Below are 12,467 nucleotides of genomic sequence, written 5' to 3' on the forward strand. Positions count from 1 at the left end.
CCCACCGACAACGCGACGCGCTCGCGCGTGTGCGCACGTCTCGCCCCGGAGCGGCACTTCGGGCAGACTGTGCCGCCCCGCGTCCGGACCCTGATGCCCCCTCGTGTCGGTACGGCATGCCACCATCGTGCGGGCGGTGACTGGTGATACAAGATCGAGAAGAGACGATGAAGCAGCAGGGTGCGCACCCCGAGGGTACGAAGGGCACCCCCGACGCCTCGTCGCGCCCGGACGCCGCGGACCCCGAGACCGCGCACATCGACGAGGTGGAGGGCGACGAACCACTGCTCCCCGCGCGGGTGCACCGTCCGTCCGACCTCATGCGGCTCCTGGCGGGCGTACTCGCCGTCGTGGTGCTGCTGGCGATCGCCGCGTTCGCCCACGGCACCACCTCGGGCCTGGAACAGGACATCAACAAGGGCACCGGGCAGGCACCCGACCTGCTCATCAAGATCGCGGGCCTGGCCTCCAGCATCGCGATCCTCCTGGTGCCGGTGGCCTTCGCCATCGAGCGGCTGATCAAGCGGGACGGGCTGCGGATCGCCGACGGCGTGCTCGCCGCCGTCCTCGCGCACGGTGTGACGCTCGCCACCGACCTGTGGGTCGCGCGTGCCGCTCCGGACTCGATCCAGGAGGCGCTCACCCAGCCCTCCCCCGGCGACATCCACGCCCTGACCGACCCGGTGCACGGCTATCTGGCCCCGGTGATCGCTTACATGACGGCCGTCGGGATGTCCCGCAGACCCCGGTGGCGCGCGGTGCTGTGGGTGGTGCTGCTCCTCGACGCCTTCTCGATGCTCGTCACCGGGTACACGACACCGTTCTCGATCATCCTGACGGTCCTGATCGGCTGGACCGTCGCCTACGGCACCCTCTACGCGGTCGGCTCGCCCAATGTGCGCCCCACCGGCCGCACCCTGATGGCGGGCCTGCGCACCGTCGGCTTCCGCCCCGTGACCGCGTCCCGGGTGGAGTCCGGCGACGCCTCCGAGACCGGGGACCGGGGGCGCCGGTACTTCGTCACCCTGGAGGACGGTCCGCCGCTGGACGTCACGGTGGTCGACCGTGAGCAGCAGGCGCAGGGGTTCTTCTACCGCGCGTGGCGCAATCTGGCCCTGCGCGGCTTCGCCACCCGCAGCAGCCTGCAGTCGCTGCGCCAGGCGCTGGAGCAGGAGGCGCTGCTGGCCTACGCGGCCATCGCGGCCGGCGCCAACGCGCCCAAGCTGATCGCGACCTCCGAACTCGGCCCCGACGCGGTGATGCTCGTCTACGAGCACAGCGGCGGGCGCACCCTCGACTCGCTGCCGGACGAGGAGATCACCGACGAACTGCTGCGCGACACCTGGCACCAGGTACGGGCCCTGCAGTCCCGTCGTATCGCGCACCGCAGGCTGGTGGGAGACGCCATCCTGGTGGATCGTTCCGGCACGGTGATCCTCACCGATCTGCGCGTCGGCGAGATCGCGGCCGGCGATCTGCTGCTGCGCATGGACACCTCCCAGCTGCTGGTGACGCTGGGTCTCAGGGTGGGCGCCGAACGCGCGGTGGCCTCCGCGCTGAGCGTCCTCGGCCCCGACACCGTGGCGGACTGTCTGCCAATGCTCCAGCCCATCGCGCTGAGCCGCTCCACGCGCGGGACCCTGCGCAAGCTGGCCCGGGAGCGGGCGGAACGCGAACGCGAGGCGGTCCTGGAGGCCTACCGGCAGTCCAAGCCGGCCCGCGCGGAGCACGGCGCCCACCAGGTCGTGCTCGACAAACCCGACAAGAAGGCCGTACGCGCGGAGCAGCGGGCCGAGAAGCGGGCCGTCGACGAGGCCCTGGAGGAGGCGCGCGAGGAGGACCTGCTCACCCAGATCCGGCACGAGGTGCTGCGGATCAGGCCGCAGGCCCCGGTGGAGCCGGCCCGCCTGGAGCGGGTCCGGCCGCGGACCCTGATCAGTTTCATCGCCGGTGCGATCGGCGCGTACTTCCTGCTGACGCAGCTCACCCACATCGAGTTCGGCCCGCTGATCTCCAACGCGGAGTGGGGCTGGGTGGCCGCGGCGGTGCTGTTCTCGGCGGCCAGTTACGTCGCGGCGGCCATGGCCCTGCTCGGCTTCGTGCCCGAGCGGGTGCCGTTCGTGCGGACCGTGGCGGCACAGGTCGCCGGGTCGTTCGTGAAGATCGTCGCCCCGGCGGCGGTGGGCGGTGTCGCCCTGAACACGCGGTTCCTGCAGCGCGCGGGGGTGCGGCCCGGCCTCGCCGTGGCGAGCGTCGGCGCGTCGCAGCTCTTCGGGCTCGGCTGCCACATCCTGATGCTGCTCTCCTTCGGCTACCTCACCGGCACCGAGAAGACGCCCTCCCTCACCCCGTCCCGCACGGTGATCGGGGGCCTGCTGACGGTGGCGGTGCTGGTGCTCGTGGTGACCTCGGTGCCGTTCCTGCGGAAATTCGTCGTCACACGCGTGCGGTCACTCTTCGCGGGGGTCGTGCCGCGCATGCTCGACGTGCTGCAGCGGCCGCAGAAGCTGATCACCGGCATCGGCGGCATGCTGCTGCTGACGGCCTGCTTCGTGATGTGCCTGGACGCCTCGATCCGGGCGTTCGGCGACGAGACGACGTCGGTGAGCATCGCCAGCGTCGCCGTCGTGTTCCTCGCGGGCAACGCACTGGGGTCGGCGGCCCCGACGCCGGGCGGTGTCGGCGCGGTCGAGGCGACCCTGACGGTCGGTCTCATCGCGGTCGGGCTGCCCAAGGAGGTCGCCGCGCCGGCGGTGCTGCTCTTCCGGCTGCTGACGCTCTGGCTGCCGGTGCTGCCGGGCTGGCTGGCCTTCAACCACCTCACGCGCAAGGCGGCCTTGTGAGCGAGGGCCCTGTACCTCGTACGGCCCGTGTCCCGCGCGCCCCGCTCCGGGCGACCGCAGGATGGGACCATGCCCCGCCCCTTCCGTCTGCGTGCCGCCGCCCTGACCGTCTGCGCCGTGCTGCTGCCCGCGCTGCTGACCGGCTGCGGTGAGGACGACGACAAAAACGAGGACCTGACGGAGCAGCAGCTCAGCTGGACGGACTGCCCGGCCCCGTCCGAGGCGCAGGGCGGGGGTCCCGCCCCGTCGCCCCTCCCCGGCGGCCGGGGCGAGTGGAGTTGCGCCACCATGAAGGCGCCGCTGGACTGGGACGATCCCCAGGGTGACACCATCGACCTCGCGCTGATCCGGGTCAGGTCGAGCGGCGCGGCGAGCGAACGCATCGGCTCCCTGATCTTCAACTTCGGCGGCCCGGGCGGCTCCGGCGTCACCGCACTGCCCGGGTTCGGCGAGAAGTACGCGGCCCTGCGCACCCGCTACGACCTGGTGAGCTTCGATCCCCGCGGGGTCGGGCGCAGCGCGCCCGTGACCTGTCTGGACGACCGGCGGCTCGACACGTACCTCCAGCAGGACGCCACCCCCGACGACAGCGCCGAGCGCACGGAACTCCTCAACGGCGCCGAGGAGTTCAACGCGGCCTGCGAGAAGAACTCCGAGCGGGTGCTGCCGCACGTGCGCACCACGGACGCCGCCCGTGACCTGGACCTGATGCGCCGGGTCCTCGGCGACGACCGGCTGCACTACTTCGGCATCTCCTACGGCACCGAACTCGGCGGCGTCTACGCCCACCTGTTCCCGGAGAAGGTGGGCCGCGCGGTGTTCGACGCGGTCGTCGACCCCACGAAAACCTCGGAACAGGGCTCGCTCGGACAGGCACGGGGGTTCCAGCTCGCCCTCGACAACTACGCCGAGGACTGCGTCTCGCAGAGCGAGGAGTGCCCCGTCGGCGACAGCGCACAGGAGGTGAAGGACCGGATCGCCGAACTGCTGGAGGACCTCGACGGCACACCCATCCCCGGCGTCTTCCCGCGCGAACTGACTCAGTCCCTGGCGGCCAACGGGATCCTGCAGGCGCTGTATTCGAAGGACCTCTGGAAGTTCCTCACCGACGGTCTCGCGCAGGCGTACGACGGTGACGGAACGATTCTGATGGTGCTGTCCGACTCATCGAACGGGCGCGGCGAGAACGGCGAGTACAGCAACGTCATCCCGGCCCACGTGGCCATCGACTGCGCCGACAACGAACCCCGCTACACCGCCGAGGACGTGGAGCGCCGGCTGCCCGAGTTCCGGGCCGCGTCCCCGCTGTTCGGGGAGCATCTGGCGTGGGGAATGGTCGGGTGCACCGACTGGGCGGTGCCCGGGGCCGCCGAACATCCGGATGTCCACGCCCCCGGTGCCGCTCCGATCCTGGTGATCGGCAACACCGGTGACCCGGCCACCCCGTTCGAGGGGGCGCGCAGGATGGTGCAGGCGCTCGGTACGGGCGTGGGCGTGGAGCTGACGTACGAGGGGCAGGGGCACGGGGCCTACAACAGCGGGAACAGGTGCGTGCAGGACGCGGTGCACGGCTATCTCCTGGACGGAAAGGTGCCGGAGGCCGGGACCGTCTGCTCGTAAGCGCTCCTGTGGTTCTGCACGAAACAGCAGGTCATGGCGTTGTCCACAGGTCGCCCCGGCGGGCGGCGAATCTGCCTACCATGGCTCGACCGCCATCCGCGGCACCTGCGGACGGCCAGCGAGGGGGGAATTGGCGCATGACCCGTTTCACACGGTGGACGGCCCTGACGGTCGCCGCCGCGCTGCTGACGGCCGGCTGTAGCGGCGGCTCGTCGGGCGGCGATTCCGGCGATGACGGCAAGAGCGGCGGGACGGCGCTCGACTGGGGGCGCTGCAAGGCCTCCGGGGACGCCCCCGCACCGGGCGAGGACTGGCAGTGCGCCACCCTCCGGGTGCCGCTGGACTGGTCGGAGCCGGACGGCTCCACGATCGGGCTCGCCCTGATCCGGGCCAAGGCCACGGGCGACGACCGCCTCGGCTCACTGCTGTTCAACTTCGGCGGACCGGGCGGGTCCGGCGTGTCGATGATGCCGTCCTACGCCACCACGGCCTCCGAACTGCGCGAGCGGTACGACCTGGTGAGCTGGGACCCGCGCGGGGTCGCCGCCAGCGAGGGTGTCCGCTGCCGCGACGACAGGAGCATCCAGGCCGCCGAGTCGTCGGTGGACGGCACCCCGGACACACCGGCCGAGGAGCGGACGTTCCTCCAGGACGCCGCCGACTTCGGCAAGGGCTGCCAGGAGGCCGCCGGGAGGCTGCTGGCCCACGTCTCGACCACCGACACCGCTCGCGACATGGACCGCATCCGGCAGGCCCTCGGCGACGACCGGCTGAACTACTTCGGCATCTCCTACGGCACCGAGCTGGGCGGTGTCTACGCCCATCTCTTCCCGGAGAAGGTGGGGCGGATGACGCTCGACGCGGTGGTCGACCCGAGCGCCGGCACCGTGGACCACGCCAAGAACCAGACCCGGGGCTTCCAGACGGCCCTCGACAACTACCTGAAGTCCACCGGCCGGGACCCCGAGCAGGGTTCGCGGGAGATCGCGGAGCTGCTGGAGCGGATCGACTCCGACCCGTTGCCGACGTCGTCGTCCGGGCGCGAGCTGACACAGACGCTGGCACTGACCGGCATCGTCCTTCCGCTGTACAGCAAGACCAGCTGGCCGGCGCTGACCAGCGCGCTGGAGGCGGCCGAGGAGGGCGACGGCACGGAGCTGCTGGCGCTGGCCGACGGCTACAACGAACGCGACGCCTCGGGGCGCTACGGCACGACGACCCACTCCCAGCGGGTCATATCGTGCCTGGACGACAAGCAGCGGCCGACCCCGGAGGAGACGAGGAAGCTGCTGCCCGAGTTCGAGGAGATCTCACCCGTGTTCGGGTCCTTCCTCGGCTGGGACACGGCCGGCTGGTGCCACGACTGGCCGGTGCCCGGTCAGTTCGACACCCCGGAGGTGAGTGCGCCGGGCGCGGCGCCGGTCCTGGTCGTGGGCAACACCGGCGACCCGGCCACACCGTACGAGGGTGCCCGGAAGATGGCGGACGAGCTGGGCGAGGGGGTCGGTGTGGTGCTCACCTGGAAGGGCGAGGGCCATGGCGCGTACGGCAGCGGGAGCGACTGTGTCGACTCCACGGTGGACGCGTATCTGCTGGACGGCACGGTGCCCGAGGACGGCAAGATCTGCTCATGACGACGGCGGGGGCTCCGCGCACTCGTGGTGCCCGGAGCCCCCGCGTCGGCTCATGTACGTGCCGGGTCCGGTCAGTAGACCGGCTTCTCCGGTTCGATCTGGTTGACCCAGCCGATCACGCCGCCGCCCACGTGGACGGCGTCGGCGAAGCCCGCGGACTTCAGGACGGCGAGGACTTCCGCACTGCGGACACCCGTCTTGCAGTTCAAGACGATCTTCTTGTCCTGCGGCAGGCTCTCCAGGGCGTTGCCCATGAGGAACTCGTTCTTGGGGATCAGACGGGCGCCCGGGATGGACACGATCTCGAACTCGTTCGGCTCGCGGACGTCGATGAGCTCGATGCTCTCGCCGTCGTCGATCCACTCCTTGAGCTGCTTGGGAGTGATCGTGGAGTCGGCGGCCGCCGCCTGGGCCTCCTCGGACACGACGCCGCAGAAGGCCTCGTAGTCGATGAGCTCGGTGACGGTCGGGTTGTCGCCGCAGATCGCGCAGTCGGGGTCCTTGCGGACCTTGACCTGGCGGTACTGCATCTCCAGGGCATCGTAGATCATGAGCCGGCCGACCAGCGGCTCACCGATGCCGGCGAGCAGCTTGATCGCCTCGTTGGCCTGGATGGAGCCGATGGACGCGCACAGCACGCCCAGGACGCCGCCCTCGGCGCAGGAGGGAACCATGCCGGGAGGCGGGGGCTCCGGGTAGAGGCAGCGGTAGCAGGGGCCGTGCTCGGACCAGAAGACCGACGCCTGGCCGTCGAAGCGGTAGATCGAACCCCATACGTACGGCTTGTTCAGCAGCACGCAGGCGTCGTTGACCAGGTAGCGGGTCGCGAAGTTGTCCGTGCCGTCGACGATCAGGTCGTACTGGCTGAACAGGTCCATCACGTTGTCGGCCTCGAGCCGCTCCTCGTGGAGGACCACGTTCACGTACGGGTTGATGCCCTTGATCGTGTCACGCGCGGACTCGGCCTTGGGGCGGCCGATGTCGGACTGGCTGTGGATGATCTGGCGCTGCAGGTTCGACTCGTCGACCTCGTCGAACTCCACGATGCCGAGCGTGCCCACGCCCGCCGCGGCCATGTACATCAGACCCGGCGAACCCAGGCCACCAGCGCCCACAAAGAGCACCTTGGCGTTCTTCAGCCGCTTCTGCCCGTCCATGCCCACGTCGGGGATGATCAGGTGGCGGGAGTACCTGCGGACCTCGTCTACGGTGAGCTCGGGGGCCGGCTCGACCAGGGGTGGCAGCGACACGGGGACTCCGTTGGTCGGTCGATCACTACGGTTGTTCTTCGCTTAACACTGCCATGGCCTTTTTCATTCCGAGACACCCGTCCCGACACGCGAGACGATGTCGTCCCAGTAGCCGGGCAGGGGCTCCCAGGGGACGGTGCGGGCGCGGTGCCCCGTGTGGTGGGTGTGGTCCGTGAAGTAGATCGTCGCGGCGCCCTGCCAGCGGGCGATGCGCAGGGCCTCGTCCAGGTGCGGGCGGGGCACTCCGTGCACGAAGTGGCAGAAGCGTTCGGGCGGGTGGTCGGCGGTCCACTCCGCCACCTGCGACCAGCGGTAGTCGTTCCACGGGCCGGAGAAGGTGACCAGCTGGTCGGCGTGTTCGGCGTATCCCGGGTACGGGTGGGTGCCGTGGCCGAGGACGATGTGGGCGTCGTCACGGAGTTCCCGGAGTGTGGTGATCGTGCGCCGGACCCCGGGGAGTCCGGCCCGGTCGGCGGGACAGCGGTCCAGCAGGAAGCCGTCGACCTGGTACCAGTCGGTGAAGCGGTGGGCGTCCGAGATCACCTCGCCGAACGTGCGGAGGCCGTACGCCGTGTCGAGGTGGCCGAGGACGCGGACACCGGCGTCGCGGAGGCGGCCGGCCGCCTCCAGGCAGTGCGGGTCGGGTCGGGTGCCGGGGCCGTCGGCCACGTCGAGGGCGACCCAGTGCAGAGGGGTGCCCGGGAGGGTGAGTTCGTTCCACTCGGTCGGGGCGACGAGGGGGTGCGCGAGACCGGGGACGCCGAAGCCCGTACGGACGCCGGTGCTCGCCGTACCGGTTTTTACGCTGGTCAGATACGGCATGCCGCCTCCATCCAGATGTCGGCGAGGGACTCCTCGAGGTTGATCCGGGGGCGCCAGCCGAGGCGGTCGCGGGCGGTGCGGACGTCGGCCTGCTGCCAGCTGCCGCAGCCGTCGGGGTACGGGAAGGCGACGGGGGTGGTGGGGTGGTGGTCGAGGTCGGGGCGGGGGTGGCCGATCGTGCTGCGGAGGGGGGCAGGGGGGTGGGATGCGTGGGGTACGTGCGGTGGGTGCGGGCCCGGGAGGGTGTCCAGTTCGTTGAGGGCGCCGCCGTAGCCGGCCACCCTGGCGAGGATTCCGGCGGCGTCGCGGAGGCGGACGGCGCGGCCCGAGCCGATGTTGATGACGCCCTGCGCGGCGGAGAGGGAGGCTGCGTGGACGGCGCGGGCCACGTCGCGGACGTCGATGAAGTCCCGTTGTGCGCCGAGGCCTCCGAGCTTCAGCTCGCCGTCGCCGGACTGCATGGCGCGGCGCATCGCCTCGGCGAGGCGGCCGAGGGGGGAGCCGGCGGGGGTGCCGGGGCCGACGGGTGAGAAGACCCGGAGGACCACGGCGTCCAGGCCGGAGCCGAGGACCAGCTCGGTGGCGGCGAGTTTGCTGACGCCGTAGGGGCCGCCGGGGCGGGGGACGGCGTCCTCCGCCGTGGACGAGCCGGGCTGGCTGGGGCCGTACTCCGAGCCGCAGCCGACCTGTACGAGCCGTGCGCCGCAGCCGCTGCGGCGGAGGGCCTCGCAGACGGTGGCCACGGCGACGGTGTTGTGCCGGGTGAGTTCGCGGGCGCCGCCTCTCGTGGTGCCGGCGCAGTTGACGACCACGCCGGGGTGGACGGCGTCGAGGAATCGGGTGAGGGCGCCGGGGCTGCCGGTGGCGAGGTCGAAGCGGACGTCGGCGTCGTCGCCGCGGCCGAGCGCGGTGAGCTGGACGGCGGGGTCGGCGAGGAGGCGGTCGGCTACGAAGCGGCCGATGTAGCCGTTGGCTCCGATCAGGAGGACTCTCATCGGGCGGCTCCTTCGGCGTCCGGGGCGGTCATGGAGGGCTCCTTCGGGTGTGTTTCCTGTGGCGCGAGCGTCTGGTGTCGGTGGGTGGGGCGGGGTCTTCGGTGACCGCGGCCCGGTGCTGGGGCGGGGCGGGGGCGCATCAGCGGTTCCCGGCGCTTGTGCGGGGTGCTCAGCGTGGGTGTGGGCCGGCGGTGGGGTGCGCAGCCCCGCGCTTGCGGGGGTGCCGTCGCGCCCGCCCTCCCCACTCTCGGCTTCGCGCGAGCGCGAGCGGGGACCCTCATCGCCCCAGCGGCACGACTGCCCACGGATGGCGGGTGCTGGGTCCGCGTTGTCATCGCGGTTGCTCCGGGCTGATGTGCGCCGAGGCTCGGGCGAGTGTGCGGGAGGCGTGGATCAGCAGGGTCAGTGCCGCTGCCCCGCAGGTGAGGGTGGGGAGGACGGCCGGGCCCCAGGTGCCGGTCAGGGTCTGGACCGGGATGGCCAGGGCGTCACAGCCGGGGAGGCGGGCCGCGAAGAGCGTGGCCAGGGCCGTCGCCTGAGCGGTCGCCGTGATCGTGAGGATCACCCTCGGCGCGTGGGTGAAGCCGTGGATCGTGAGGAGGCGGGCCAGGAAGAGGAGGCCTCCCAGGGCGAGCGTCGAGGGCAGGGCGAGGGGCTCGCCGAGGAGCGTGGACGTCGCCGTGAGCAGAACGGCCACCGCACCCAGGAACAGGGCGAACACACCGATGAGCACCGGTCGTACGGAAGCCGAGAAGTCCTTCAGTCCACGGCTCGACGCCAGTCGGCGGCGGACACGGGCGGCGAAGAGGCGGGCCGTCCAGGCGGCGGGCGCGCAGGACAGGGCGAGCGCCACGACCGGGGCGACGGTGAGCGGCCAGTCCCCCTCCGCCGTGCCGTCGGGCAGGCCGTCGGGGCCGCCGGTGACCGCCGTACCGAGCAGACCGTCGCCCAGGAGGGCGTAGCCGAGGAGCCAGCAGTTCCAGGACGCCGTGGCGGAGCGGGACGGGATGTCGGTCCGGGCGCTCAGCGGGCCCCGGCGCAGTGCCGCGCGCAGGGCGAGAGTGACGGCCAGGATGCCGGTGGCCGCCGCGTAGAGGCGGGTCTGGCCGTGGGTGAGGCGCAGGGCGGTCGCCGTCGCCACGCACAGGGCGCCGGGGAGCAGGGTGCGGACGGTCCAGTCGGCGCGCGCCCCCGGACGCGTGGTGGCCGGGGCGGGCGGCGGCGGTGCGTCGTCGCGGGGGACCCTGGCGTAGAGCTCCTCCGCGAGGGAGAAGACGTCACGGTGGCGGAAGCGGGCGGCGGTTCGGTCGGTGATGCCGTGGGCCTCCAGGCCCGCCGCGATCTCCAGGGGGTCCACCGCCCGTTCGCACAGGTCGCGGTGGTGGTGCAGCAGCGCCTTGACCGGGTCGGCCGCGCCGGGCGGAGTGCTGCGGTTCAGTTCGCCGAGGTCGGTCATCGGGCTGTCTCCGTCGCGGGTACCCGGGTGTGCGTGACCCACGTGGGAACGGCACGGGGGGTGGGGTCGGTCCAGTGGCCGGGGACGTGGGCCTCGGCGGGGGTGGCGAAGGGCAGTGGGTCGCCGGTGTCGTCGAGGAGGAGGCGACGGACCGGTGTGCGCGCGACGATCTCCAGGTAGATGCCGTGGAACGCCGCGATGTTCTGGTCGACGGTGAACAACTCGAGTGCGCGGGCGCGCGCGGCGGCACCGAGGCGTACGCGGCGCTCGGGGTCGCGCAGTAGGGAGACGCACGCCTCGGCGAGCGCCCGCGGATTGCGCGGCGGTACGACGAGACCGGTGCCGCCGATGGCCTCCACGACCGCGCCGACGTCCGTGGAGACCGTCGCGCGTCCGCAGAGCATCGCCTCGACGAGGCCGACCGGGAAGCCCTCGACGACGCTGGAGAGAACGGTCACGGCGCCCGAGGCGTACGCGTCGGCGGAGGTGGCCAGGCCCGGGCCGCCGATCTCCTCGAAGGACACCGGGTTGGCGCCCGCGGAGTGCGGGCCCTCGGCCTCGTCCGGGAAGAGGTGCGCGGCCAGCGCCTCGCAGTGGCCGAGGTAGGCGGCGCCCTCCGGGTCCGACGGGCCGCCGATGATCCGCAGCCGGGTCCTCGGCTCCGCCTTGCGGATCTCCGCGAAGGCGTGCAGCAGCGAGACCAGGTCCTTGGCGGGCTCCACGCGGCCGACCCAGACGAGGGTGTGCGGGTCCGCGCCCTCCGGGGACTCCCCCGCCTCCTCGAAGGGCGCGGCGTCCATGCCGGGGTACACCGTGCGGAGCTTCGCCCGGTCGGCACCGCAGCGCTCCTGCCAGCGGCGGGCGTGCGTGTTGCCCGGGGTGATGAACGCGGCCCGGCGGTAGGTCTCGGCGGCGAGCCTGCCGTGGAAGGCGGCGAGCAGGGAGCGGACCGCGGGTGAGGCGTCCGGGCGGGTGAGGTAGTGCGTCCGCAGGCGTACGCCGTACTCGGTGACGAGGAGGGGGATGCCGAAGAAGTGGTGGGCGAGCAGGCCCGGAAGAGCCGTCACCCCGCCGGCGGCGGCGTGGCACAGGTCCACCGCGCCCAGCCCGTCCTCCTCGTACCAGTCGAGCGAGAGGGGGCGCAGGGCGCGCTCCAGGTGCGCGGCGACGGCCAGCAGATCGGGTACGCGGGCCTCACGCGCCGTACGCAGGGCGCCGGGCGCACGACAGGCGCGCTCCAGGGCGCGTACGGCCGTCTCGGAGCGGAGTGCGGCCACCAGACCGCCTTCGTCGCGGGCGAGTTCGGCGAGGCCCCGGAGAGCGGTGGCGAAACGGTCCGCCTCGGATGTCGCGGGTCCCGGGCCGGGGGCGGCGGGGTCCGTCCCGGCACAGAGGGCGGCGGCCAGTTCGCCGTAGTGCTCCGAGAAGCGCCGGCGTGCGCGGCGGCCGTACACCACCCCGTCGTCCTCGGCCGCCCACAGCGGGGCGGTGCGGACCCGGCCGACCTGGGGCGGCAGCGGGACCCAGCCCGCGTCCTCCTGGGCTTCGCCGGTGCTGAACGCGTAGACGTCGAACTCGTGTCGGCCGAGTCCGCGCACCAAGCGGTCGCACCAGAGCCCGCCCTCACCGCCCACGTACGGATAACCACCCTCCGTAAGCAGTCCGATGCGCACGTGTGCACCCCCGATCTCCCGTGTGGGGAGCCTCCGTTGTCCGGCGGCTCGCAGCGGGACGAACGTATGCGGACAAGGAGGCATGTCGACCCATGCCAAGCGTGAACGACTTCTCCTGGCCGATCTGCTGGAGACCGCGGGTCCCGAGGCCCCGACCCTGTGCGAGGGCTGGAC

At 72.3% G+C, this 12,467-nt stretch carries 8 protein-coding genes and 1 pseudogene; 4 read left to right on the top strand and 5 right to left on the bottom strand.

Annotated elements, in window-relative coordinates; genetic code table 11:
- Positions 1-167: 167 nt before the first annotated feature.
- The 3 genes from AB0A94_RS17800 (at position 168) to AB0A94_RS17810 (ending at position 6,097) form a co-directional block, all read left to right on the top strand.
- Positions 168-2,843, top strand: coding sequence for a lysylphosphatidylglycerol synthase transmembrane domain-containing protein (locus AB0A94_RS17800; RefSeq protein WP_361745270.1), 2,676 nt, complete (start codon positions 168-170; stop codon positions 2,841-2,843).
- Positions 2,844-2,912: 69 nt separating this feature from the next.
- Positions 2,913-4,463 carry an alpha/beta hydrolase gene (locus AB0A94_RS17805; protein ID WP_361745272.1) on the top strand — a complete coding sequence of 517 codons (1,551 nt, stop codon included), beginning with the start codon at positions 2,913-2,915 and terminating at the stop codon, positions 4,461-4,463.
- A 137-nt stretch (positions 4,464-4,600) separates the two neighbouring features.
- Positions 4,601-6,097: an alpha/beta hydrolase gene (locus AB0A94_RS17810; protein ID WP_361745274.1), complete on the top strand. Its 1,497-nt coding sequence runs from the start codon at positions 4,601-4,603 to the stop codon at positions 6,095-6,097.
- 71 nt (positions 6,098-6,168) lie between these two features.
- On the opposite strand, the gene moeZ is transcribed toward AB0A94_RS17810, so the two are convergent.
- The 5 genes from moeZ to AB0A94_RS17835 form a co-directional block, all read right to left on the bottom strand.
- A complete protein-coding gene (gene moeZ / locus AB0A94_RS17815; RefSeq protein WP_030835051.1) occupies positions 6,169-7,347 on the bottom strand; it encodes an adenylyltransferase/sulfurtransferase MoeZ in 1,179 nt (392 codons plus the stop codon).
- Positions 7,348-7,410: 63 nt separating this feature from the next.
- Positions 7,411-8,169, bottom strand: coding sequence for a spherulation-specific family 4 protein (locus tag AB0A94_RS17820; RefSeq protein WP_361745276.1), 759 nt, complete (start codon positions 8,167-8,169; stop codon positions 7,411-7,413).
- Positions 8,157-9,164 carry an NAD-dependent epimerase/dehydratase gene (locus tag AB0A94_RS17825; protein ID WP_361745278.1) on the bottom strand — a complete coding sequence of 336 codons (1,008 nt, stop codon included), beginning with the start codon at positions 9,162-9,164 and terminating at the stop codon, positions 8,157-8,159. The genes AB0A94_RS17820 and AB0A94_RS17825 overlap by 13 nt, the downstream gene beginning before the upstream one ends.
- Positions 9,165-9,495: 331 nt before the next feature.
- Positions 9,496-10,620, bottom strand: a complete 1,125-nt coding sequence (locus tag AB0A94_RS17830; protein WP_361745280.1) for a hypothetical protein — start codon at positions 10,618-10,620, stop codon at positions 9,496-9,498.
- Positions 10,617-12,293 carry a DUF3492 domain-containing protein gene (locus tag AB0A94_RS17835; protein ID WP_361745282.1) on the bottom strand — a complete coding sequence of 559 codons (1,677 nt, stop codon included), beginning with the start codon at positions 12,291-12,293 and terminating at the stop codon, positions 10,617-10,619. Before AB0A94_RS17835 ends, AB0A94_RS17830 begins: the two co-directional genes overlap by 4 nt.
- A gap of 82 nt (positions 12,294-12,375) precedes the next feature.
- Here AB0A94_RS17835 and AB0A94_RS17840 point away from each other — a divergent pair.
- Positions 12,376-12,467: pseudogene (locus AB0A94_RS17840) on the top strand (TIGR03085 family protein); the annotation flags it as partial.

This window comes from Streptomyces sp. NPDC044984 (assembly GCF_040646935.1).
Classification (GTDB): Bacteria; Actinomycetota; Actinomycetes; order Streptomycetales; family Streptomycetaceae; genus Streptomyces.

Coding starts and splice junctions, on each gene's coding strand:
- AB0A94_RS17800 (WP_361745270.1), top strand. CDS start 168: ATGAAGCAGCAGGGTGCGCACCCCGAGGGTACGAAGGGCACCCCCGAC.
- AB0A94_RS17830 (WP_361745280.1), bottom strand. CDS start 10,620: ATGACCGACCTCGGCGAACTGAACCGCAGCACTCCGCCCGGCGCGGCC.
- AB0A94_RS17820 (WP_361745276.1), bottom strand. CDS start 8,169: ATGCCGTATCTGACCAGCGTAAAAACCGGTACGGCGAGCACCGGCGTC.
- AB0A94_RS17805 (WP_361745272.1), top strand. CDS start 2,913: ATGCCCCGCCCCTTCCGTCTGCGTGCCGCCGCCCTGACCGTCTGCGCC.
- AB0A94_RS17825 (WP_361745278.1), bottom strand. CDS start 9,164: ATGAGAGTCCTCCTGATCGGAGCCAACGGCTACATCGGCCGCTTCGTA.
- AB0A94_RS17810 (WP_361745274.1), top strand. CDS start 4,601: ATGACCCGTTTCACACGGTGGACGGCCCTGACGGTCGCCGCCGCGCTG.